Source organism: Pseudoflavonifractor sp. An85 (assembly GCF_002161235.1).
Classification (GTDB): Bacteria; Bacillota; Clostridia; order Oscillospirales; family Oscillospiraceae; genus Enterenecus.
On sequence record NZ_NFHE01000005.1, the window covers coordinates 15,608 to 38,209 of the forward strand.

Annotated in this window: 19 protein-coding genes; 15 read left to right on the forward strand and 4 right to left on the reverse strand. The window is 59.6% G+C overall.

Features of this window, described 5'->3' with window-relative positions; genetic code table 11:
* Positions 1-15: 15 nt before the first annotated feature.
* The gene (locus B5G37_RS03815; RefSeq protein WP_087254148.1) at positions 16-591 is read right to left on the reverse strand and encodes a sigma-70 family RNA polymerase sigma factor; all 576 of its coding nucleotides are present in this window, start codon (positions 589-591) and stop codon (positions 16-18) included.
* A 24-nt stretch (positions 592-615) separates the two neighbouring features.
* Positions 616-1,590, reverse strand: coding sequence for a tRNA dihydrouridine synthase DusB (gene dusB / locus B5G37_RS03820; protein ID WP_275532971.1), 975 nt, complete (start codon positions 1,588-1,590; stop codon positions 616-618).
* Between the two features lie 133 nt (positions 1,591-1,723).
* Here dusB and B5G37_RS03825 point away from each other — a divergent pair, with 133 nt between their 5' ends.
* Entirely contained in the window at positions 1,724-4,045 is a 2,322-nt protein-coding gene (locus B5G37_RS03825; RefSeq protein WP_158099341.1) for a SpoIIE family protein phosphatase, read from the forward strand.
* Here the strand turns inward: B5G37_RS03825 and B5G37_RS03830 are convergent.
* On the reverse strand, positions 4,002-5,423 hold the full coding sequence (locus B5G37_RS03830) for a PLP-dependent aminotransferase family protein (protein WP_087254156.1): 1,422 nt from the start codon (positions 5,421-5,423) through the stop codon (positions 4,002-4,004). The two genes, B5G37_RS03825 and B5G37_RS03830, sit on opposite strands and share 44 nt — an antisense overlap.
* A gap of 124 nt (positions 5,424-5,547) precedes the next feature.
* Between B5G37_RS03830 and B5G37_RS03835 the strand changes: the two genes are divergently transcribed.
* The gene (locus B5G37_RS03835; RefSeq protein WP_087254159.1) at positions 5,548-6,126 is read left to right on the forward strand and encodes an ECF transporter S component; all 579 of its coding nucleotides are present in this window, start codon (positions 5,548-5,550) and stop codon (positions 6,124-6,126) included.
* A gap of 395 nt (positions 6,127-6,521) precedes the next feature.
* Here B5G37_RS03835 and B5G37_RS03840 read toward each other — a convergent pair whose 3' ends face one another.
* Entirely contained in the window at positions 6,522-7,898 is a 1,377-nt protein-coding gene (locus B5G37_RS03840; protein ID WP_087254162.1) for a D-alanyl-D-alanine carboxypeptidase family protein, read from the reverse strand.
* Between the two features lie 135 nt (positions 7,899-8,033).
* Between B5G37_RS03840 and B5G37_RS03845 the strand changes: the two genes are divergently transcribed.
* The 13 genes from B5G37_RS03845 to uvrA all read left to right on the forward strand — a co-directional run bounded on the left by B5G37_RS03845 (position 8,034) and on the right by uvrA (position 22,599).
* Positions 8,034-8,375, forward strand: a complete 342-nt coding sequence (locus B5G37_RS03845; protein ID WP_087254166.1) for a helix-hairpin-helix domain-containing protein — start codon at positions 8,034-8,036, stop codon at positions 8,373-8,375.
* A gap of 19 nt (positions 8,376-8,394) precedes the next feature.
* Positions 8,395-9,093 (forward strand): response regulator transcription factor, encoded by a 699-nt coding sequence (locus tag B5G37_RS03850; protein ID WP_087254169.1) that lies wholly within the window; start codon positions 8,395-8,397, stop codon positions 9,091-9,093.
* Positions 9,094-9,098: 5 nt separating this feature from the next.
* The gene (locus B5G37_RS03855; protein WP_087254437.1) at positions 9,099-10,586 is read left to right on the forward strand and encodes a HAMP domain-containing sensor histidine kinase; all 1,488 of its coding nucleotides are present in this window, start codon (positions 9,099-9,101) and stop codon (positions 10,584-10,586) included.
* On the forward strand, positions 10,573-11,484 hold the full coding sequence (locus B5G37_RS03860; protein WP_087254172.1) for a GerMN domain-containing protein: 912 nt from the start codon (positions 10,573-10,575) through the stop codon (positions 11,482-11,484). Before B5G37_RS03855 ends, B5G37_RS03860 begins: the two co-directional genes overlap by 14 nt.
* A gap of 70 nt (positions 11,485-11,554) precedes the next feature.
* A complete protein-coding gene (locus tag B5G37_RS03865; protein ID WP_087254175.1) occupies positions 11,555-12,829 on the forward strand; it encodes an O-acetylhomoserine aminocarboxypropyltransferase/cysteine synthase family protein in 1,275 nt (424 codons plus the stop codon).
* A gap of 23 nt (positions 12,830-12,852) precedes the next feature.
* A complete protein-coding gene (locus tag B5G37_RS03870; RefSeq protein WP_087254178.1) occupies positions 12,853-13,593 on the forward strand; it encodes an NTP transferase domain-containing protein in 741 nt (246 codons plus the stop codon).
* Between the two features lie 116 nt (positions 13,594-13,709).
* Positions 13,710-14,708 carry a WYL domain-containing protein gene (locus B5G37_RS03875; RefSeq protein ID WP_087254181.1) on the forward strand — a complete coding sequence of 333 codons (999 nt, stop codon included), beginning with the start codon at positions 13,710-13,712 and terminating at the stop codon, positions 14,706-14,708.
* A 116-nt stretch (positions 14,709-14,824) separates the two neighbouring features.
* Positions 14,825-15,499, forward strand: coding sequence for an orotate phosphoribosyltransferase (gene pyrE / locus B5G37_RS03880; RefSeq protein ID WP_087254184.1), 675 nt, complete (start codon positions 14,825-14,827; stop codon positions 15,497-15,499).
* 64 nt (positions 15,500-15,563) lie between these two features.
* Positions 15,564-16,211: a JAB domain-containing protein gene (locus B5G37_RS03885; protein ID WP_242962750.1), complete on the forward strand. Its 648-nt coding sequence runs from the start codon at positions 15,564-15,566 to the stop codon at positions 16,209-16,211.
* 24 nt (positions 16,212-16,235) lie between these two features.
* Entirely contained in the window at positions 16,236-18,200 is a 1,965-nt protein-coding gene (uvrB, locus tag B5G37_RS03890; RefSeq protein ID WP_087254187.1) for an excinuclease ABC subunit UvrB, read from the forward strand.
* A 7-nt stretch (positions 18,201-18,207) separates the two neighbouring features.
* On the forward strand, positions 18,208-18,702 hold the full coding sequence (gene ybaK, locus B5G37_RS03895; protein ID WP_087254189.1) for a Cys-tRNA(Pro) deacylase: 495 nt from the start codon (positions 18,208-18,210) through the stop codon (positions 18,700-18,702).
* 12 nt (positions 18,703-18,714) lie between these two features.
* Positions 18,715-19,725: an aldo/keto reductase gene (locus tag B5G37_RS03900; protein WP_087254192.1), complete on the forward strand. Its 1,011-nt coding sequence runs from the start codon at positions 18,715-18,717 to the stop codon at positions 19,723-19,725.
* A 33-nt stretch (positions 19,726-19,758) separates the two neighbouring features.
* The gene (gene uvrA / locus B5G37_RS03905) at positions 19,759-22,599 is read left to right on the forward strand and encodes an excinuclease ABC subunit UvrA (protein ID WP_087254195.1); all 2,841 of its coding nucleotides are present in this window, start codon (positions 19,759-19,761) and stop codon (positions 22,597-22,599) included.
* The last annotated feature ends 3 nt before the right edge of the window (positions 22,600-22,602 follow it).

Consider the following 22,602-nt stretch of genomic DNA (forward strand, 5'->3'; position numbering starts at 1 on the left):
TGGGTTAGACGTAAGTCAGGGAGAAAAGTTCCCGCTTTGACGTAAATAATTTGCCAGGGCCAGACGCGCCCGGGCCAGCCGGGACTTGACCGTACCGGGAGAGAGGTTCAACATGGCCCCAATTTCCTGGTAGGACAGGCCGCTGAGCTCCCGCAGCACCAGAATGCGCCGGTGCTCCTGGGACAGCTGGGCCAGCCCCTGTTCCAGGGTATCTTGGCGTTCTTGGGCCTCCACCCGTTCCTGGGGAGAGGGATCGGGGTGGGGCAGTTGTTGAGCCAGGGAGGAGCCCTCTTCCTCTTCTAACGAGGCGTCTCCCCGGCGTTTTTTCTCCCGGCGCAGCAAATCCACACAGGCGTTGTCGGTCAAGCGGTAGAGCCAGGTGGAAAAGCTGCTTTCCCTGCGAAAGGTGGGTAGAGCCCGCCAAGCTTTCCAAAATACTTCCTGGGAGATGTCCGCGGCGTCTTCGGCATTTCCCACCAGGCGCAGGGCGTGGTGGTACACCTGTTTTTCATATCGCTCCACCAGGTGTGCAAAGGCGTGGGAGTCACCGGAAGCGGCCTGAGAAATCCACACCTGTTCCTCCACGTCCATCACCTCCTTGGGGAGAATCGGGTGTCAGTCACACAGATCTCGACGAATGCCAGCGGTTACCTTATAGAAATCCTCGGCGGTGGACATGGAGCAGATCTGCTCTTTCCAGTACCCGGCGTAGGGTACGCCTTTGAGGTACCAGGCGTAGTGGCGGCGCATTTCCAGGCAGGCGATGCGCTCTCCCTTGTGGGCCATGGCCAGCTCAAACTGGCGCACTGCCACGTCGCAGCGTTGGGACAGGGGCGGAGTTTCCGGCACCTCTCGGCCCTCCAGAGCGGCGGCACACTGCTCCATGAGCCAGGGGTTGCCGAAGGTACCCCGGCCCACCATCACCATGTCCGCCCCGGTGTAGGACAGAGCCCGCAGGGCGTCCCGAGCGGAAAAAATGTCGCCGTTGGCGATGACAGGGATGGACACGGCTTGTTTGACCTCACGGATATAGTCCCAGTTGGCCACGCCGGAGTACATCTGGGTGCGGGTGCGTCCGTGGACGGCCACGGCGGCCACGCCCACGTCCTCCATGCGGCGGGCAAACTCCACGCAGTTGATGGAGCCCTTGTCCCAGCCCAGGCGGAATTTCACCGTCACCGGCTTACTGCCAGCGCCGCGCACCACGGCGGCAGCCACGCGGGCGGCCTTATCCGGGTCTTTCATCAAAGCGGAGCCGTCCCCGGACCCGGCAATTTTAGGCACAGGACAGCCCATGTTGATGTCAATGATGTCGGCTCCCGACTGCTCCAGGGCCAGCGCGGCGCCTTTTTCCATGGCAGCCTCTTCGCTGCCGAAAATCTGCACGGCGCAGGGATGCTCCCCTTCACCCAGAGTGAGGAGGGAGGATGTCTTTTTATCTCCGTAGCACAGGGCTTTGGCGCTGACCATCTCGGTGACGGTGTAGCAGCCGGACAGCTCCCGGCACACGGTGCGGAAGGCCACGTCTGTGACCCCGGCCATGGGGGCCAGGATCAGACGGGTATTGAGTTCTACGTTGCCAATTTTCACAAAGCGTTCTCCTTTGCTCATCAATGCCTCCCATCATACCACAGATTGCCCCACCGGGCAAGACAGGTTACGACCTCCTTCTTGACGGGGACAAGCTATAATGGGCCAAACAGGACGAATGCGAGGGATTTCTATGACCGGGAAAGAAGGAACACTGGGCCGGGTTTGGTCGAAGGGACGGCGGGTGATGCCTCTGCGGGCCAGACTGGGCGAGTGTGCCATTGCGTTTTTGCTCACAGCGGTGCTCACCGGAGCCGAATTTTTGGAGGGACACACCTTTTTCGCTCTGGCGCTGGTGGCGGTGTGGGGCTCCGGCCTGGAGGGCGTGTGCGCGCTACTGGGGGCGTGTTTGGGCTACCTGTCCTTCCTGGGGTTTGTGGGAGGATTGCGCTACATAGCCGCCTCTATGATGGTGTATGCGGTGGCTCTGGCGGTGGGAGAATTTCGCATCTACCGCAAGAGCTGGTTTATGCCCTTGATGGCGGCCTTGCTCAACGGGGCGGTGGGGTTTGTCTACCAGTCGGCGGTGGGGTGGAACACTCAGCAGGTGGCCGCCTATCTGGCGGAACTGGCTCTCACGGCAGGGGCGGTGTATTGCTATCGCCAAGCCATGGTCTTGCGCACCCACAGCCACAGCGGCCCGTGGACCCCGGCACAGGTGGCCGGTGTACTGGTGCTGGGTGGCACTGTGATGATGACATTGGCCCGGGTGATGCTGGGCGGGATCATTTCCTTGGGGCGTGTGCTGTGCGTGCTGGTGGTGATGACCGCCGCTTGGAAAGGGGGCGTTGGCGTGGGCGCTGCCACCGGCGTGGTGGCGGGCGTGGCCATGGATGCGGCCCAGGGTACGATGCCCTATGGCACCCTGGTCTATGCTCTGCCCGGGTTGCTGGCTGGGGCCTGGGGGAGCCGAGGACGGCTGGTGTGTGCCTTGAGCTATGTGGTGGCTGGGGCTGCGGCCGTGCTGTGGATGGGGAACGAAGAAAACCTCCAGACCGTGGGCCTGGAGGTAGTGCTGGGGGCGGTCCTCTTCCTGCTCCAGCCCGAGGGGCTGGTCAACCGGTTGGGCCGGGTGCTGCACCAGGAGCAGCGGGAGGATGTGGGAAAGCTGGGTCGAGAGTTGGCGGCCCAGCAGCTGCGCCGTACTGCCACCGCCTTCCGGGCGGTGACGGGAGGACTGAGGGAGGCCTTCGCCCCGGTGCCACCCAACGATCAGGACACCAGCCGGATTTTTGACCGGGCGGCGGAAGAGGTGTGCGCCAAGTGCCGCCAACGGGAGCGGTGCTGGCAGCAGGAGTATCAGGCCACCCGCACCGCTTTGTCCGACGCGCTGATCCCCATGATGGAGCGGGGAGAGGGGATTCGGGAGGACTTTCCCCTCCACTTTGCAGGACGGTGCACCCAATTTGAAAGCTTCCTGGCGGCGGCCAACCGGGAGCTGAGTAGCATGTTGGCCCGTCGACGGTATGATAGCCGAGTGCGGGAGAGCCGGGCGGCGGTGTGCGCCCAGTATGGACAGCTGGCCCAGGTGTTGGACAAGGCTGCCGGGCAGCTGGACGAGGAGCCCAACGTGGACCCGCGCCGCCAGCGTCTCACTACCCAACGCATGAAAACCTTGGGCATTCGGGGACAGTGTACCGTGTCCCAGGACCACCACGGCCATGTGCACATTCGGGCAGAGGGGCCAGATGTGGAACGGTTGGTGCAGGGAGGAGAGTTGTCTCGACTGTCCACGTTGCTGGGCTGTCCCTTGCGCCAGGAGGGCAGCGCCAAAGGTCAAGTGGTGCTGGTGCAGCAGGAGCCCCTGGTGGCTGTGGCAGGGTTGGCTGCCGCGGACCGTAGGGGACAGTCGGTGAGTGGGGACAGCGGAGCCTGGTTCAAGGACGACAGCGGGAAGCTCAACTTCCTGCTCTGTGATGGCATGGGCAGCGGACTGGCTGCCCGGGAGGATAGCAACTGCGCCCTGGGCCTGCTGGAGAAATTTCTCCGAGCAGGGTTGGATGTGGAAGCGGCCCTGGCCACGGTGGGGGAGGCTCTGGCCCTGCGGGGGGAGGCCCAGGGAGGCTTTACCACGGTGGATTTGTTCCAGGTCGATCTGTTTTCCGGGCGCAGTGCCGTGTACAAGCTGGGGGCAGCTCCCACCTACTTCAAAAAATCCGGTGGAGTGGAGCGGGTGGTGGGCCGCTCCATGCCTGCCGGAGTGATCCCCGGCATGAAGGCAGACACATTCCCACAACAGCTGGGAGCAGGCGACTGGGTGGTGATGGTCAGCGATGGCGTGGTCAGTCCGCGAGAGGACGGTTGGATGCGCCACCTGTTGGAGGATTACGAGGGCACCTCGCCCCAAGAACTGGCCGCCCAGATTTTGACGGAGAGCGGCCAGCGAGAAGGGGAGGAGGACGACCGCACGGTTATGGTAGTCCGTTTGGAGGTGCGCTCTCCCCAGCAGGTGTAACCGGGTCCAGAGCCTGGCACAAGAGCTGGGCGCAGGTATCCAACTCCTGGGTAGGTAGACCGGCATACCCCACCACCACGGTGGATGGGGGTGGAGAGACATGATGGCAGTAGCGGCTGAGGGGGTAGACCCGGAGGCCGCTTTCTGCTGCCCGGGCCACCATGTCGCTCTCGGTCAGGTGGGGAGCAGTGAGAAGAAAATGCAGGCCAGCGTCTTGCCCAGACAGGGCCAGATAGCCGCAGGATTCCAAAGCCCGGGTGAGGGTCAGGCATTTCCTGCGATACAGGTTACCGGAGCGGCGCAAATGGCGACTGTACAGGCCCTGGACCAGAAATTGCCGCAATGTCTCCTGCTCAAAACGGGACACGGTGCAGGCGCCTTGGGGAAAGACTCGTCGATACCGGGCCAGCAGTTGAGGGGGCAAAATCAGGTAGGCCACACGGATGGCTGGGGCGATGGAGCGGGAAAAGGTGCCCAGGTAGATGACCCGACCTCCGTGATCCAGCCCCTGCAAGGCGGGAATGGGGCGGGAGACATAGCGAAATTCGCTGTCGTAGTCATCTTCCAGCAGATAGCGGTCTGGGGCCTGCCCAGCCCAATGCAGCAGTCGGCTGCGCCGCTCCACCGGCATAGTCACCCCCAAGGGGAACTGGTGGGAGGGGGTGACATAAGCCAGCGTGGCGTTGGAGCGCTCCAGGGCTTGGGGGTCCATACCATCCCGGTCCACGGGCACGGACACCGGGTGGTGTCCGTGTCGTTCCACGGCTTGCCAAGCGGTGGGATAGCCCGGGTCCTCCAGGGCCACAGTGCTGCCCTGGGGAAAGAGCTGGAGCAGGAGGGAGAGCAGGTAGTCAGCGCCCGCTCCCACCACGATCTGTTCCGGGGAGCAGCGCACCCCACGGTATTGAGCCAAAAGTCCAGCCAGAGCCACCCGCAAAGGCTCGTCTCCCTGGGGATGGCCCGGCTGGAGCAGCCCGGGGTTTTGGTATACAGCATCTTTGTTGATGCGGGCCCAGGAGGAGAAGGGAAACACGGTGGTGTCCACCGACGAGGTGGAGCAGTCATACCGCCACTGGGAGATAGGGGGAGGTGCTGGCGGCAGGTCTGGCACCGACTGGGGCTGCACATCGTGCAGCTGCGCCGCCACATAGCCGCTGCGAGGCAGGCTGCGAACGTATCCTTCTGCCAAAAGCAGGGAGTAGGCACCCTCCACCGTGCTCATGCTCACCCCCAACATGGCGCACAGCCGCCGCTTGGAGGGCAGCTTTTTGCCCGCACCTGGCCGCCCCTGTTGAATCTCCCGGGCCAGGTGCTGATACAGTTGCAAATATAGGGGCTCCGTGCCCTGAAAAACCGGCATGTGAATGGGATGTTCCATGGCCACCTCCAACTGACCCTATAAAAAATATGAAAACTGGCCATTTTCATGATGTCAGATGGGAGTATAATACCACTCAACAACAGCGCCGTCAACGTCTGCGGTCTGAGAGGAGTGGAAGAACATGAGACAGGAACATAAGAAGCTGCTGCGGCTGGTCATCGCCGCATTATTAGTGGCTTTGGTGTTTTGTGGCAGTAAAATTGAGATCATTTTGCCTTTGAGTGTGGGAGGAAATTCCCGGTTCCATCTGGGCAACATCATGTGCGCCCTCAGCGGTATTTTGCTGGGGCCGTGGTGGGGCGGTTTGGCGGCAGGGCTGGGTTCGGCCCTGTATGACTGCACCAACGTGCTTTACATCACTGAGGCCCCCATTACCTTTGTCACCAAGGGGCTGTACGGCTTGATTGCTGGAGCTGTGTATCTGGGGGTGTTCCGCCGCAAGGCCACGTATCCCGCCATGGCGGTTTCCACCGTTTGTGCTGCGGTGAGTTATATGGTCATCTATCTGGCCAAAACCTTCTTCTATAACTCCATGTTGCTGGAGGGGATGACGGCCAACGCCGCCTGGATTGCCGTGGTGGCAAAGGTGCCTTCCGCTCTGTTCAACGGGGTGGTGGCCATTCTCCTGGCTCCGCTGCTGGCCATGGCCGTGCTGCGTGCGCTGCGTACAGCACACTTAAATGAAGCGTTGGAACAATGAGAAAACACAAAACCGCTGAGGCTATGGCCTCAGCGGTTTTGTGTTTGTTTGTTTGAAAGAGAAAAGAGAGAGGGAGGATGTTCAATCAAGTATTGTTTGCTTCTTCCTGACGCTGTAATCATAACAGAGTGGAGAAAGGCAGTGATGGATAAAATGAGAACCTTTTGTGAAGGAATTATGAATGCTTCGTGGTAGCTCTTTGGGCCTTGCCGGGAGACGCAAAATCCCCTCCGGCTGGGTGACCGGAGGGGATTTTCTAGAAAAGAGAAAAGAGAGAGGGAGGATTTTGAAAATGTCTGGTGTATTTCTTCCTGACGCTGTTATCATAGCAGAAGGGGTGGGGGAATTGTTGTATAATTTGCAACGAAATTATGAAAAAATCGTGAATGCTGCCATTAGCGGCGGCGGCCCCGATATCCACTGCGCCGGGTGCCGGAGTAAGAAGATCTGCGGCGGCGACCCCGCTGGGCGGGACGAACAAAGATGAGATACAGCAGACCCAGAACCAGGAGAATCACCACGGCAATCACCAGCAGTTTGACCCACCACAGAGACCAGGTGTCGTGAACCACTTTCATCACGTACTGGAAGTTGGAGCGGGACACGTCATCGGTGGCCACCATATCCAAGGTGCCGTAGGTGACTCCGTTGTACACCAGGGACACGCTGCCCACCACCTGGCCTTTTTCCACGGGAGCCTCCAAACTCTCGGGCAAATCCATTACCACTTGCGCCTGACTGGGATCGTAGTCGGTGGGCATGGTGGCCTCAATGGAACCCACAGGCTGGGCCAGTACGTGACCGGTGTCGCCGGACAGAGTGACGGGAATCTCCCGGATGACGTTATCGGAAGTGTCGCTGAGCAGCGTGGTACGCTTGAAATTCTGGAAGCCCCACTCCAGCAGACGGGAACTCTCACTGAAGGAGTAGAACTTCCAGTTACCTGCGGAATCCTGAGCGTATTCCGAGCCCAGCACCACGCAGTAGAAGGTACGGCCCTGCTCATCGGTGGCGGCGGAGGCCAAGCAGCGGCCTGCCTCCTCGGTGTAACCGGTCTTAATGCCGATGGCTTTGGAGTAGGTCACGCCGGACACATACCAGTTGCTGATGAGAGCGTTGGTGCTGTGGAGCACCCGGGGCTCAGAGACCTTGTTGGTGGGCTCCAGAGTGTAGGTGGGGGTGGATACGATTTTGCGGAAGATGTCATACTTCATGGCAGCGGAGGCCATAAGGTAGATGTCATAGGCGGTGGTGTAATGATTGGGGTCATGGAGACCGTGGGGGTTGGCGAAGTGGGTGCCGGTCATACCCAGCTCGGCGGCGGTCTGGTTCATCCGTTCCACAAACTCCTCTTGGGTGTCGCACAGGGCTTCGGCCAGAATGTTACAGGCCTCGTTGCCCGAGGGCACCAAGTCGCAGTAGAGCAGCTGCTCGATGGTCAGCACCTCGCCCTCCACAATGCCGGCGGTGGAGCTGCCTTCGGGGAGGGTGACGGCCCCTTTGGAGGCGGTGACTTGGGTGTCCAACGTGAGCTCTCCGGCATCAATGGCTCGGAGAATCACCAGCGTGGTCATGATTTTGGTCACCGAGGCGGGATATCGCTGCTCGAAGGCATTATAATCGTAAAGGACCTCGTTGTTGTCGCCATCCACCACAATGGCGGCGGTACAGTGGGGCTTGGGGTCATCCAGGGCGAAAGCAGGGAGGCTCAGGGAAACAGCCAGAACCAGAGCGGTGGCCAGTGCCAATCCGCGACGCAAGTATTTTTTCATATGATTCTCCTGTAAACTATGTTATAATGTGAAGCAAGTGGGCAGGGTCAAGCCCTGACTGCACATATATAGAATACTATAGCAGAGTTGATGTAAAAACGCAACTCAGCAGCGAGGAAAAAGAGGGGTGGAAACATGCGGCACACAGGCAAGGCGCTGGGCGCGATCTTGTGCAGTGTGGTCTTGTCTATGGGGCTGGTTTGGCTGGTGCATATGGAACGCTTGGACACCTTGGAGTTGCGCCCAGGGCCTCAGTCGGGGGTAAAATTCTCTGTGCTGGACCGGGGCAAGGTGAACATCAACCTGGCCAACCAGGAGCAGTTGGAGACTTTGCCTGGGATCGGGCCGGAGCTGGCCGCAGCCATTGTACAACACCGGGAGGCCAACGGCCCCTTTGAATACGCCGAGCACCTCATTGAGGTGCCGGGGATCAGCAAGACCATGATGGAGACACTGCTGGATTTGATAGCAGTTTAGGATACGGGGAGGAAGAGTTATGCCCAATATATTAGTGGTGGACGATGAGCGCCTGCTGGTAAAGGGAATTAAATTTAATCTGGAAAACGAAGGGTATCAGGTGGAGACGGGCAGCGACGGGGAAGAGGCGGTGGAACTGGCCCGCACCGGCCGCTTTGACCTCATCATCCTGGATCTGATGATGCCCAAAATTGACGGGCTTCAGGCGTGTATGAAGATTCGGGAGTTTTCCAATGTGCCCATTATCATGCTTACCGCCAAGGGAGAGGATGCGGACAAAATCATGGGCTTTGAGTGCGGCGCCGACGACTACATCACAAAACCATTTAATATCTTGGAGGTGAAGGCGCGGATTCGGGCCTTATTGCGTCGGGCGGGAACTTCCGCTCAGCAGAAGAAGGTGGGTAACAGCCTGGTGCATGGGGCAATCACTCTGGATCTGGACCAGCGGGTGGCCCGCCGGGACGGCCAGGTGGTGGAGCTCACCGCCAAAGAATTTGACCTCATGGAACTACTTATGCGCAACCCCGGGCGGGTGTACAGCCGGGAAAACCTGCTGAATGTGGTGTGGGGCTACGAATATGTGGGGGAATTCCGCACGGTGGACGTGCATGTGCGCCGCCTGCGGGAAAAGTTGGAGCCGGACCCCGCCAACCCCACCTACATCCTCACCAAGTGGGGCGTGGGCTACTACCTGAATAGTGAGTGCCCGGGATGAAGGAAATGTGGAAACGGTGGCGCAAGAGGGCGCGCCACGAGAGTTTGGTGCTCAAGGCGGGAGAGGTGCCCTTTTTCCGCAGCCTACAGGCCAAATATGTGGTCACCTACCTGATGTTGGTGGTGGTCATCGTGCTGGTGCTCAACACCTACCCGCTGCTCATGGCGCAGAATGTGGTGTTTTCCGCCAAGGAGACCTCTTTGAAGCGGCAGGCCCTCACCATCGCCAACGCTCTGGCGGTGTCTGAGACTCTGACCCAGGAGAGTGTGACCCAGGCCATGGAACTGCTGGACGATATGCAGGGTACCCGGGTGCTGGTCACCGACGAGTCAGGGCTCATTCTCTACGACAGCTCAGGACTGGAAAACCGCACCGGGGACTACGCCATCATTTCCGAAGTGGTGGCGGCGCTGCGTGGGTCTGATGTATGCCGTGCGGAGTATCGACAGGGGGCGTTCCGCACCCGTGTGGCGGTGCCTGCGGTGTATCGCGGGGTGACCCTGGGGGCGGTGTACCTTTATGAATACGACACGGAACAGGCGGAGGTGCTGCTGTCCATTCAGTCCAACCTGCGCTATATCTCCGTGGTCATCTGCGTGGTGGCGCTGGTGGTCTCGCTGATTTTATCCAAGGCTCTGACCCGTAACACCTCCAAGCTGCTGGGGGGTATTCGCTCGGTACGGGAAGGCGAGTACAGCCACCGGGTGCAGGTACAGGGCAAGGATGAGCTGGCCCAGCTGGCCATGGAGTTCAACGAACTCACCAACCGGCTCCAGACCATTGAGGAGGTGCGCCGCCGGTTTGTCTCGGATGCCTCCCATGAGCTGAAAACGCCTCTGGCCTCCATCCGGTTGTTGGCCGACTCCATTTTGCAAACCGAATCGGTGGATATGGAGACGGTACGGGAATTTGTCTCGGACATCGGGGAGGAGGCGGACCGTCTGACCCGCATCAGCCAGCGTCTGCTCACTTTGACCAAACTGGACTCCAGCCCCCAACGGGAGCGGGTGCCAGTGGACGTGGGCGAGCTGGTGGAGAAGGTGGGGCACATGTTGCTGCCCCAGGCCCAGGCGGTGCAGGTGGAGTTGGTGTACCATCTGCGGCCCTGTTGTGTGGTGATGGCCACCGAGGATGACCTGTACCAAGTGGCCTTTAACTTGATGGAAAATGCGGTGAAGTATAATCTGCCCGGAGGCCGGGTGGAGGTTTGGGTGTACCGGGAGGACGGACAGATCGTCTTGGCGGTGCAGGATACCGGCGTGGGCATTCCGGAGGAGGATTTGCCCCGAATTTTCGAGCGATTTTACCGGGTGGACAAGGCCCGATCCCGGGAAGCGGGAGGCACCGGTCTGGGCCTGTCCATCGCCCGGGATACCGCCCGCCTCCATGGCGGCGATATCACCGCCCAGCCTGGAGCCAATGGGGTAGGAGCCCGATTTGTGGCCCGGTTTCCCATGGCGGCCCAAGGAGAGGTGAACCATGAAGAAGTATAAAGCATTGGCCTGCGGAGTAGCCCTGGCGCTGCTTTTGCCCACGGCAGGCTGCTCCAGCCGCCAGACCGAGGAAGAGGCCAGCCTGTGGTACCCCACCGACCTGGAGAACTGGGACAACGCCACCACTGCCTTGGATGCCATTTCCTATACCGGCGAGATGACGGTGTCGGGGCTGATGACGGCGCTGCTGGAAGGCCCCCCCGAAGGGAGCAATTTGCTCTCGCCGTTTCCCGATGGCACCAACTTGCAGCAGTATAAGCAGGAGGGAAAGCGGCTGACGGTGGATCTGTCCTGGGTCTATGGAGACCTGGCAGGCATTGAACTTACCTTGGCTGACTACTGCATCACCCTCACCCTCACCCAGCTGGAGGGGGTGGAAGAGGTGTGCATCACCGCCAACGGCAACCAGCTGCCCTACCGGGAGCGGCAGGTGTTCACCGCCCAGGACGTGATGTTCACCGGGGCGGAGGAGGAGCCGGTGGAAGTGACTGCTGCCCTGCATTTCCGCAGAAAAGACAGCCAGGAACTGGGCTTTGAGTTCCGGGTGTTCCGGCTCACCGAGAGTGATTCCGTGGCCCAAGTGGTGCTGGAAGCCCTCTTGTCCGGCCCCCAGGATGAGGGGCTGGAGCGGGTACTGCCTACGGATCTGAAGGTGCTTTCGGTGCGCCAAGAGGGAAAAGTGTGCTATGTGGACTTGTCCGACGCCCTGTTGCGGAATGTACCCACCGAAGAGTGGGAGCAGCATCTGGTTATTGACTCTCTGGTCAACACCCTGTGCAGCCTGGAGAGCATCGAGCAGGTGCAGCTGCTGGTGGAGGGGGAGAATCTGGAGTGGTATGGGGATATTCTGGTGGGACAGCCCACCCAATCCCAAGACCCGTCTCCCCAGCCCACGTGAGTTGACAGTGCCACTTTACTGTGTTAGGATATCAAAGACTATCCCGAAACTTTGGAAAGGAAGCGTTCCCATGAAATTTGACACCAGCTGTCTCCACGCCGGATACCGGCCCGCCAACGGAGAACCCCGCAACATTCCCATCATCCAGTCCACCACGTTCCGTTACGAGACCAGCGAGGACATGGGAAAGCTGTTTGACCTGCAGGCCTCCGGCTATTTCTACACCCGCCTGCAAAACCCCACCAGCGATGCTGTGGCGGCTCGCCTGTGTGAGCTGGAGGGCGGCACCGCTGCCATGCTCCTGGCCTCGGGCCAGGCGGCTAACTTCTTTGCCGTGTTCAACATCGCTTCTGCCGGCGACCATGTGGTGGCCTCTGCCACCATCTATGGCGGTACTTACAATCTGTTTGCGGTGACCATGAAGCGCATGGGCATCGACTTCACCTTTGTGGACCCTGACTGCTCCGAGGAGGAGCTGCAGGCCGCCTTCCGTCCCAACACCAAGGCCGTGTTTGGTGAGACCATCGCCAACCCCTCCCTGGTGGTGTTGGACATTGAGAAGTTCGCCCGGGTGGCCCACAAAAACGGGGTCCCCCTCATTGTGGACAACACCTTCGCTACCCCCGCAAACTGCAAGCCCTTCCAGTTTGGGGCCGACATCGTCACCCACTCCACCACCAAGTATCTGGACGGCCACGCCAACGCCGTGGGCGGCGCCATTGTGGACTCGGGCAACTTTGACTGGGCGGCCCACGCGGATAAGTTCCCCGGCCTCACCACCCCTGATGAGAGCTATCATGGGCTGGTGTACACCCAGGCCTTTGGTCAGGGGGGAGCGTACATTACCAAGTGTGTGGTGCAGCTGATGCGGGATTTGGGCTCTACTCCCGCCCCCATGAACTCCTACCTGCTGGGTGTGGGTATGGAGACCCTGCCTCTGCGTATGGCCAAGCACTGTGCCAACGCCCAGGGTATGGCGGAGTTCCTGTCCAACCATGAGAAGGTGGCTTGGGTGCGCTATGTGGGCCTGCCCGGCGACCCCTACTATGAACTGGGCCAGAAGTACCTGCCCAACGGCAGCTGCGGCGTGGTCTCCTTTGGCGTCAAGGGCGGACGGGCTGCCGCTGAAAAGTTTATGGCAGGGCTGAAGCTGTGCTCTATCGCCACCCACGTGGCAGATGCCAAGACCTGTGTACTCCACCCCGCTTCCTCCACCCATCGCCAGATGAACGACGAGGAGTTGGCGGCTGCCGGTGTGTCCCCCGATCTGGTGCGTCTGTCTGTGGGCATTGAGGATCTGGACGACCTCATCGCCGACGTGGAGCAGGCTCTGGCCGGCGTATAAGAAGAGAAAGGAATGTGATTCCCATGGCTGAAAAGATTCAAGCAGTGGTTCTGGCAGCAGGGAAGGGTACCCGTCTGCAAACCGAGGGCATCGACCTGCCCAAGGTGTTGCGTGAGGCGGATGGAAAGCCTTTGCTGCACTATGTGTTGAAATCCCTGGATTTTCTCCCCAAAGAGGACACCATTTTGGTGGTGGGCTGGATGGGGGATAAGGTACGTGCCCGTTTCCCCGACTACCCCAGCGTGGAGCAGGAGGTGCTCAACGGCACCGGCGGGGCCGTGCGCTATGCCGCCCCTCTGCTCACCGATCCCGACAGCCATGTGCTCATCTGCTGTGGAGACACTCCTTTGATGCAGAAAGAGACCTTCCAGAGCCTCATCCGTACCCACCTGGATAGCGGCTGCGCCTGTACCATGCTCTCCGCCCACTTGGACGAGGGTGGCAACTACGGCCGCATCATCCGGGACGAGGACGGCAACTTTGCCGCCATTGTGGAGGCCAAGGACTGCACCCCCGAGCAGGCCGCCATCACCGAGGTGAACGTGGCCACCTACGTCTTCCGGGTGGGAAATCTGCTGGCTTGGCTGGATAAGCTGACCACTGACAACGCCCAAGGCGAGTATTACCTCACCGACGTGCCTGCCCTCATTGCCAAGGCCGGGGGCAAGGTGGCTCTGTGCGACACCTGTTCCCCCATGGAAATGCTGGGTGTGAACACCGTGGAGCAGCTGCAGCAGGTGGAGGACGTGCTGCGTCAACGCTAAGACGTTTTGGAACAAGGAAAAGGAAAGCGGAGCCATTAAAGTGGCTCCGCTTTTTGTATAGTCCTATAAACGGGACTTCGTTTGTGGTATACTATTCGAGAAAAGGAGGGGATACTATGCCAAAGGGGAGCAATCAGAAACGGAAACTGATGGTTTTGGCCCGGTTTTTGCTGAAACACAGTGACGAAGAGCATCCCGTCACCCTGGGACAGCTCCAGGAGGAACTGGAGCGGTGGAACGCCCCTGCCGAACGCAAGAGCATCTATGACGACATGGAGCAGCTGCGCCAGCTGGGGCTGGACGTACAGACCCGGCGGGGAGTGGGCGGCGGCTGGTTTATTGGGGAACGGGAGTTTGAACTGGCGGAGTTGAAGCTGCTGGTGGATGCGGTGCAGTCCAGCCGTTTTCTCACCCAGAAAAAGAGCAACGCCCTCATTCATAAGCTGGAATCCCTGGCCTCAGTGTACCAGGCCCGGCAGCTGCAACGGCAGGTGTATGTGGACCGTCGGATCAAGACCATGAACGAGAGCATCTTTTACAATGTGGACCGGCTCCACGGAGCCATTGGAGCCAACCAAGTCATCACCTTTCGCTATTTTGAGGTCAACATGGCCAAACAGCGGGTGTACCGCCGAGGCGGGGCGCTGTACCGGGTGACCCCGTACGGACTCATCTGGGACAACGAGAATTACTACCTGGCAGGGTGGGACCACACCAAGGAAGAGGTGCGCCACTACCGGGTGGATAAGATGGCGGAGATCCAGCGAACTGGAGAGCGGGGCAAGGACCGGGAAGGCTGGGATTTGGAAGGATACACCCGCCGCCACTTTGGCATGTATGCTGGGCGGCCCTGCCAGCTGCGCCTGCGCTGCGCCTCCTCGCTGGCAGGGGTGTTTTTGGACCGGTTTGGGCAGGATATTATGCTGGTGCCCCAGGATGAAGAACGTTTTACCGTGACGTTGGACCTGGTGGTCAGCCCGCCCTTCTGGGGGTGGCTGTTTGGACTGGGGGCGCAGGTAGAGGTGCTCTCGCCCACCTGGGCAGTGGAGGAGTTTCGCCAGCGTCTGGCCCAGGTGCGGGCCATCTACGACATGGCAAAAACCCAAGAGGAATGAGCCCAAAAATTCAGAGGGTTTTACATGGAAAAAAACCGGGAATGTCTTGAGAAAAACAGACCAGAATGGTATAATATAACGATTAATGCTTGATGCGGAGAAAGGATGTATGAAACATGAACTATCGTGAGGAATTCATTCACTTTATGGTGCGCTCTGGGGTGCTGACTTTCGGGGATTTTGTCACCAAGTCTGGCCGTAAGACCCCCTATTTTGTCAACACCGGCAACTACAAGACCGGCGCTCAGGCCGCCCGTCTGGGCGACTACTATGCCGCCTGCATCCAGGAGAACATGCCCGAGGGCATCACCGCCCTCTTTGGCCCTGCCTACAAGGGCATTCCTCTGGCTGTCACCGCCGCCGCCTCTCTGTACCGCAACTATGTGCGGGACATCCCCTACTGCTTCAACCGCAAGGAGGCCAAGGACCACGGCGAGGGCGGCTCCATGGTGGGTTACAAGCCCCAGGATGGAGACCACATCGCCATCATTGAGGACGTGGTTACCGCCGGCACTGCCGTGCGCGAGTCCATCGAGCTGTTCAAGCACGTGGCCGACGTACACATTGACGCTCTGTTCGTCTCCGTGGACCGTATGGAGCGGGGCACTCGGGATTGCACCACTCTGGACGAGCTGCGTGAGGACTACGGCATCCAGGTCTATCCCATCGTCACCATCCGTGAGGTGATGGAGTGCCTGCACAACAAGCCTGTGGACGGCAAGGTGTACATCGACGATGCTATGCTGGCTCGCATGGAGGAGTATCTGGCCACCTACGGCGCGAAAGGCTAAGAACGTGGCGGACAGTAGTCCCAAAATGAAACCCGGCGGGGTGCATCAAGGGCACCGGCAACGGGTGAAACGGGAATTCATGGCCCGTGGTCTGGCAGGGATGCCAGACCATCGGGCCTTGGAGTTGTTACTCTTCTATTCCATCCCTCAGGGGGATGTGAACCCGCTGGCCCACGAGCTGGTGGAGCAGTTTGGCTCTCTGGCCGGGGTGTTCCAGGCCACCCGGGAGCAGCTGCTGGCGGTGAAAGGGGTGGGGGAGAACACCGCTACCCTCATTCAACTCATGCCTGCCTTGGCGGGACGGTATCTGGAGGAGCGTTCCAGCTTTTCCGGCCAGCTCACCGACAGCTGGCACTTCAAAGAATTGCTCATGCCGCTGTTTTTCGGGGCCCGCAACGAGATGGTGTACCTCATCTGTATGGACGGCAAGCAAAAGCTCATTGCCTGCCGCAAGCTGGGCGAGGGCGTCCCTGACCGGGTGGACGTCACCGGGCGACAAGTGGTGGAGGCGGCGCTGGCCTGTGGAGCCACCCGCGTGGCCCTGGCCCACAACCACGTCTCCGGCATTGCCTTGTGTTCGGCCCAGGATATCCAGACCACCCGATACATGTATCAGTTGTTAAATCAAGTGGGAATTTGCCTGGTGGACCACTTCATTGTGGCTGAGGATGAGATGGTGTCCATGCGGGAGTCCGGCTATATGAATCTGTAACCAATCATAGGAGGGAGGTATTTCATGCAACAGCGTTTCCAAGTGGTGTCCGACTACACCCCCAGCGGAGATCAGCCTCAGGCCATTGAAGCCCTGGCCCAGGGCATTGAGAACGGCCTGGACGAGCAGACCCTGCTGGGTGTCACCGGTTCGGGTAAGACTTTTACCATGGCCAAGGTCATTGAGGCGGTGCAACGGCCCACCCTGGTGTTGGCCCACAACAAAATTCTGGCCGCACAGCTGTGTGCGGAGTTCAAGGAGTTTTTCCCCAACAATGCGGTGGAATACTTCGTCTCCTATTACGACTACTACCAGCCCGAGGCCTATATTCCCCACACCGACACCTTCATTGAGAAGGATTCGGCCATCAACGAGGAAATTGACCGCCTGCGCCTGTCTGCCACCGCCTCGCTGTTGGAGCGGCGGGATGTGATCGTGGTATCTTCCGTATCCTGCATTTACGGCTTGGGCGAGCCGGAGGACTTTGCCAAAATGATGGTCTCTCTGCGAGTGGGAATGGAGATTCCCATTCCGGAGCTTTTGAAGCGGCTGGTGGCCATCCGCTATGAGCGCAACGACATTGCCTTTGAGCGCAACATGTTCCGGGTGCGGGGGGACACGGTGGAGATCTGGCCCGCCTACTGGAAGGACACCGCCTTGCGGGTGGAGTTTTTCGGGGATGAAATTGACCGCATTAGCGAGGTCAACGCCCTCACTGGCTCCATCATCCGGCGGCTGAACAACATCCCTGTGTGGCCTGCCACCCACTACGTCACACCCAAGGAGAAAATGGACGCCGCCATCCAGGAGATTTACAAGGAGCTGGAGGAGCGGGTGGCCCAGTTTGAGGCCGAGGGGAAGCTCATTGAGGCTCAGCGTATCAAGCAGCGCACCATGTACGACATTGAGATGATGCAGGAGATTGGATACTGCTCCGGCATCGAGAACTATTCCAGAGTGATTGAGGGCCGTCCCGTGGGGTCCCCGCCTCACACCTTGCTGGACTATTTTCCCAAGGATTTCGTGCTCTTCATTGACGAGAGCCACGTGACTCTGCCCCAGGTGCGGGCTATGTATAACGGCGACCGGGCCAGAAAGACCTCTCTGGTGGACTACGGCTTTCGGTTGCCCTGTGCCTATGACAACCGCCCCTTAAAGTTTGACGAGTTTGAAAAGCGGCTCAACCAGGTGGTGTATGTCTCCGCCACCCCTGGCGAGTATGAGCGCACCCGGTCCGGGCAGGTGGTGGAGCAGGTCATCCGTCCCACCGGCTTGTTGGACCCCCTGGTGGAGGTGCGGCCCATCGAAGGACAGATGGACGACCTCATTGGGGAGATCAACCAGCGCACCCAGAAAAACGAGCGGGTTCTTGTGACCACCCTGACCAAGAAAATGGCGGAGACCTTGACGGATTATCTGAAAAATGCTGGAATTCGGGTGCGGTATATGCACCACGATATCGACACCATGGAACGTATGGAAATCGTGCGGGACCTGCGCCTGGGCGAGTTCGACGTGCTGGTGGGCATCAACCTGCTGCGTGAGGGTTTGGACCTGCCCGAGGTGTCTCTGGTGGCCATTTTGGATGCGGACAAGGAGGGTTTCCTGCGTTCCGAGACCGCCCTCATCCAGACCATTGGCCGTGCGGCTCGAAACGCCCAGGGCCGGGTCATTTTGTATGCCGACACCATTACCCCGTCCATGGCCCGCGCCATGGCGGAGACGGAGCGCCGCCGCTCCATCCAGGACGCCTTTAACCAGGAACACGGCATTGTGCCCAAGACGGTGCAGAAGTCCGTGCGAGAGCTGGTGAGCGTGGCCCAGGAGGCGGAGGAGACCACCAAGCGGGCCAAGAAGATGACGGATGCGGAGCGCAAGGCCACCATTGCCCGACTGGAAAAGGAAATGAAAGAAGCGGCTCGTATGCTGGAGTTCGAGCTGGCTGCCCAGCTGCGCGATCAGATTATCCGTCTGAAAGAAAAGGACTGAACAGACCATGGCAAAGAAAAAAGAGGAAAAAACCAACGTTATGCGGGTTCTGGAGCAGAAAAAGGTACCCTATCAGGGCCACACTTATCCTCACGATGGGGAGACCGCCCCGGATGGGGTGAGCGTAGCCCAGAGTATGGGCCAGGACCCTGCCTGCGTGTTTAAAACCCTGGTGACCCGTGGGGCCTCTGGGGGATATTATGTGTTTGATATTCCGGTGGCTGCCACCTTGGATTTGAAGAAGGCGGCAAAGGCGGTGGGGGAGAAGTCGGTGGCCATGCTGCCCAGCAAAGAGCTGTTGCCTCTCACCGGCTACGTCCACGGCGGCTGTTCTCCGGTGGGAATGAAAAAACAGTTTCCCACCGTGTTCCATGAAAGCTGCCTGGACCAGAACACCATCTATGTGTCCGCCGGAAAGATTGGGTTTCAGGTGGAAGTGGCGCCCCAGGCTCTCATGGATCTGGTGCGTGCCACAGCTGCCGATGTGATTGTGGATGAATAGGGGAGAAGAAATATGAACATGGTAACATTGGGAAACACCGGACTGAAGGTATCGGCCATCTCCTTTGGTGGCATCCCCATCCAGCGCTCCGATGCGGCCAACACTCTGGCGGTGGTGGACGAACTGGAGAAGTTCGGCATCAATTTCATTGATACCGCCCGGGGTTATACGGTGTCCGAGGAATATCTGGGTGCTGCCCTGAAGGGCCGCCGGGAGAAATTCATTCTGGCCACCAAGTCCATGTCTCGCACCCGGGAGGCCATGGCCCGAGACATTGACATCAGCCTGGGCAACCTGCAAACCGACTACATCGATCTGTACCAGATTCACAACCTGCCATTGAAGAACTTTGACCAGGTCTTTGGCCCCGACGGAGCCTATGAGGCTCTGGCTGAGGCCAAAGCGGCAGGGAAGATTGGACACATTGGAGCCACCGCCCACTCCCTGGACGCTCTTCGTCTGCTGGTGGAGGAGCACGCCCATCAGATCGAGACTGTGATGTTCCCCTACAACATCGTGGAGATGCAGGGCCATGAGGTGCTGGCCCTGGCCCGAGAAAAGGGCATTGGCACCATCGCCATGAAGCCCATGGCGGGCGGAAATCTGGAGGACTGGAATCTGGCCCTGCGCTTCGTTGCCGCCTCTGGGGTGATGGATGTGTCCATCCCCGGCATGGGCAGCGTGGAGGAAGTGCAGCGCAACGCTCAGGTGGATTTGACCACTCCTTTGACCCAGGCCGAGCTGGAGGAGTGCCAGCGCATTCGGGCCGAGCTGGGCACCCACTTCTGCCGCCGCTGCGGCTATTGCGCCCCCTGCACCGTGGGCATGGACATCCCGTCCCAGTTCCTCATGGCCAACTACGCCCGCCGCTACGGCCTGGCCGACTGGGCGGTGAGCCGCTATCAGTCTCTGGCCCACCACGCCGGAGAGTGCGTGGAGTGTGGTGCCTGTGAGACACGTTGCCCCTACGAGCTGCCCATCCGGGAAATGCTTCGTGACGTGGCAAAGGAATTTGGCTACTAATGGTAGCCTGTAAACTTGAAGGAGACCCAACCCATGCTAGACCATATTTTGATCAAGGGCGCCCGAGAGAACAACTTAAAAAACATTGACGTGGAGATTCCCCGGGACAAGCTGGTGGTGCTCACGGGCCTGTCTGGCTCGGGCAAATCCTCCCTGGCCTTTGAGACCTTGTATGCAGAAGGACAGCGCCGCTATGTGGAATCCCTGTCCTCCTATGCCCGTATGTTCTTGGGGCAGATGGAAAAGCCGGATGTGGACTACATCGAGGGTCTGTCCCCGGCTATCTCCATTGATCAAAAGACCACCTCCAAAAACCCCCGCTCCACCGTAGGCACGGTGACGGAGATTTACGACTACCTGCGTCTGCTGTGGGCTCGGGTGGGTACCCCCCACTGTCCCAAGTGTGGCAAGGAGATCCACCAGCAGACCATTGACCAGATCATCGATCAGGTGTTGGCGCTGCCCCAGGCCACCCGCATTCAGGTATTGGCCCCCGTCATCCGGGGGAAAAAGGGCGAGCACGCCAAGGTGCTGGAGGATGCCCGCCGATCCGGCTACGTCCGGGTGCGCATTGACGGCGCTTTGTATGATCTGTCCGAGGAGATCAAGCTGGAGAAGAACAAGAAGCACAACATTGAGATCGTGGTGGACCGTCTGGTCATCCGGGAGGACATCACCCGCCGCCTTACCGACTCGGTGGAGACCGCCACCGCTCTGTCCGGCGGTGTGGTCATCGTCAACCTGGTGGAGAAGGATGAGGATCTGCTCTTCTCCCAGAACTACGCCTGTGAGGACTGCGGCATCTCCATTGAGGAGCTCACCCCCCGTATGTTCTCCTTCAACAACCCCTTTGGAGCCTGTCCCACCTGTACCGGCCTGGGGGCGCAGCTGAAGGTGGACCCGGATCTCATCATCCCCAACCGCAGCCTGTCCATTTTGGAGGGGGCTATCACCGCCTCCGGGTGGAACAACATCAAGTCTGACGGCATTTCCCGCATGTACTTTGATGCCCTGGCGGCCAAATACCACTTTAAACTCACCGATCCCATTGAGAAACTCACTCCGGAAGTGCTGGACATCATCCTGTATGGCACCCGTGGCGAGAAGCTCACCATCCACTACGACCAGCCCCGGGGTAAGGGAGTTCTGTACCAGCCCTTTGAGGGTGTGATCAACAACCTGGAGCGTCGGTACAAGGAGACCCAGTCGGACGCCATGAAGCGGGAAATTGAGGAGTGCATGAGCGAGTCCCCCTGTCCCGATTGTCACGGGCAGCGGCTGCGCCCGGAGTCTCTGGCGGTGACGGTGGGGGGCATTTCCATCCACCAGTTCTGCGAGATGCCGGTGGACGAGGCTCTGGCCTTTCTGGACACCATCACTCTCACCGAAACCCAGATGATGATTGCCGACCGCATTTTGCGGGAAATCCGGGAGCGGCTGGGATTTTTGAAGAGCGTGGGTCTGCAATACTTGACCCTGAGCCGTCAGGCAGGCACTCTGTCCGGCGGTGAGAGCCAGCGCATTCGTCTGGCCACCCAGATTGGATCCTCCCTCATGGGGGTGCTGTATATTTTGGACGAGCCCTCCATTGGCCTGCACCAGCGGGACAATGACCTGCTGCTGGGTACGTTGAAGCACCTGCGGGATTTGGGCAACACCCTCATTGTGGTGGAGCACGACGAGGACACCATGCGGGCAGCCGACTATATCATCGACATTGGCCCTGGGGCCGGTGTCCACGGCGGCCAGGTGGTGGCCTGCGGCACGGCCAAAGAGGTGATGGATACTCCCGGTTCCATCACTGGCGACTACCTGTCCGGACGGAAAAAGGTGCCCATCCCGGAACACCGTCGAGAGGGTAACGGCAAAGTGCTGCGGGTGCTGGGTGCCAGTGAGCACAACCTGCGCCACATTGATGTGGATTTCCCCTTGGGTACGTTTATCGCTGTGACTGGCGTATCCGGCTCGGGTAAATCTTCCCTGGTCAATGAGATTTTGTACAAGAGATTGGGAGCGGAACTCAACCGCACCAAGGCCCGACCGGGCAAGCACGATGGCATCGAGGGCATCCAGCATCTGGATAAGGTCATCGCCATTGACCAGTCTCCCATTGGGCGTACCCCTCGGTCCAATCCTGCCACCTATACGGGGCTGTTTGGAGATATCCGGGACCTGTTTGCCTCCACTCCCGATGCCAAAAGCCGTGGCTATGGCCCGGGTCGGTTCTCCTTCAATGTCCGGGGCGGACGATGCGAGGCCTGTGCCGGTGATGGCCTTCTGAAAATTGAAATGCACTTTTTGCCCGACATCTATGTGCCCTGCGAGGTGTGTAAAGGCAAGCGATACAACCGGGAGACCCTGGAAGTGCGCTACAAGGGCAAGAACATCCATGAAGTGCTGGAAATGACGGTAGAGGAGGCTCTGGGCTTCTTTGAGAATTTGCCCCGGCTGAAAAATAAGCTCCAGACCCTCATGGACGTGGGACTGGGCTATGTCAAGCTGGGCCAGCCCTCCACTACCTTGTCCGGCGGAGAGGCCCAGCGGGTGAAGCTGGCCACGGAGCTGGCCAAGCGTTCCACCGGTTCCACCATCTATATCCTGGACGAGCCCACCACAGGTCTGCACACCGCCGACGTGCATCAACTGGTGGATGTGCTCCAACGTTTGGTGGAGGCTGGGAACACGGTGGTGGTCATTGAGCACAATCTGGACGTCATCAAGACCGCTGACTACCTGGTGGATTTAGGCCCCGAAGGGGGCGCCGGGGGCGGCACCGTGGTGTGTTGCGGTACCCCGGAACAGGTGGCCCAGTGTCCAGAGAGCTATACGGGCCGCTACCTGAAACAAATTTTAGAAAAAGACAGAGGAGTTTAAGAG

What these genes read in the sequence shown, in the direction of transcription:
- B5G37_RS03815 (WP_087254148.1), bottom strand. Translation starts at nt 591, where the DNA reads ATGGACGTGGAGGAACAGGTGTGGATTTCTCAGGCCGCTTCCGGTGAC.
- B5G37_RS03825 (WP_158099341.1), top strand. Translation starts at nt 1,724, where the DNA reads ATGACCGGGAAAGAAGGAACACTGGGCCGGGTTTGGTCGAAGGGACGG.
- B5G37_RS03830 (WP_087254156.1), bottom strand. Translation starts at nt 5,423, where the DNA reads ATGGAACATCCCATTCACATGCCGGTTTTTCAGGGCACGGAGCCCCTA.
- B5G37_RS03835 (WP_087254159.1), top strand. Translation starts at nt 5,548, where the DNA reads ATGAGACAGGAACATAAGAAGCTGCTGCGGCTGGTCATCGCCGCATTA.
- B5G37_RS03840 (WP_087254162.1), bottom strand. Translation starts at nt 7,898, where the DNA reads ATGAAAAAATACTTGCGTCGCGGATTGGCACTGGCCACCGCTCTGGTT.
- B5G37_RS03845 (WP_087254166.1), top strand. Translation starts at nt 8,034, where the DNA reads ATGCGGCACACAGGCAAGGCGCTGGGCGCGATCTTGTGCAGTGTGGTC.
- B5G37_RS03850 (WP_087254169.1), top strand. Translation starts at nt 8,395, where the DNA reads ATGCCCAATATATTAGTGGTGGACGATGAGCGCCTGCTGGTAAAGGGA.
- B5G37_RS03855 (WP_087254437.1), top strand. Translation starts at nt 9,099, where the DNA reads ATGTGGAAACGGTGGCGCAAGAGGGCGCGCCACGAGAGTTTGGTGCTC.
- B5G37_RS03860 (WP_087254172.1), top strand. Translation starts at nt 10,573, where the DNA reads ATGAAGAAGTATAAAGCATTGGCCTGCGGAGTAGCCCTGGCGCTGCTT.
- B5G37_RS03865 (WP_087254175.1), top strand. Translation starts at nt 11,555, where the DNA reads ATGAAATTTGACACCAGCTGTCTCCACGCCGGATACCGGCCCGCCAAC.
- B5G37_RS03870 (WP_087254178.1), top strand. Translation starts at nt 12,853, where the DNA reads ATGGCTGAAAAGATTCAAGCAGTGGTTCTGGCAGCAGGGAAGGGTACC.
- B5G37_RS03875 (WP_087254181.1), top strand. Translation starts at nt 13,710, where the DNA reads ATGCCAAAGGGGAGCAATCAGAAACGGAAACTGATGGTTTTGGCCCGG.
- pyrE (WP_087254184.1), top strand. Translation starts at nt 14,825, where the DNA reads ATGAACTATCGTGAGGAATTCATTCACTTTATGGTGCGCTCTGGGGTG.
- uvrB (WP_087254187.1), top strand. Translation starts at nt 16,236, where the DNA reads ATGCAACAGCGTTTCCAAGTGGTGTCCGACTACACCCCCAGCGGAGAT.
- ybaK (WP_087254189.1), top strand. Translation starts at nt 18,208, where the DNA reads ATGGCAAAGAAAAAAGAGGAAAAAACCAACGTTATGCGGGTTCTGGAG.
- B5G37_RS03900 (WP_087254192.1), top strand. Translation starts at nt 18,715, where the DNA reads ATGAACATGGTAACATTGGGAAACACCGGACTGAAGGTATCGGCCATC.
- uvrA (WP_087254195.1), top strand. Translation starts at nt 19,759, where the DNA reads ATGCTAGACCATATTTTGATCAAGGGCGCCCGAGAGAACAACTTAAAA.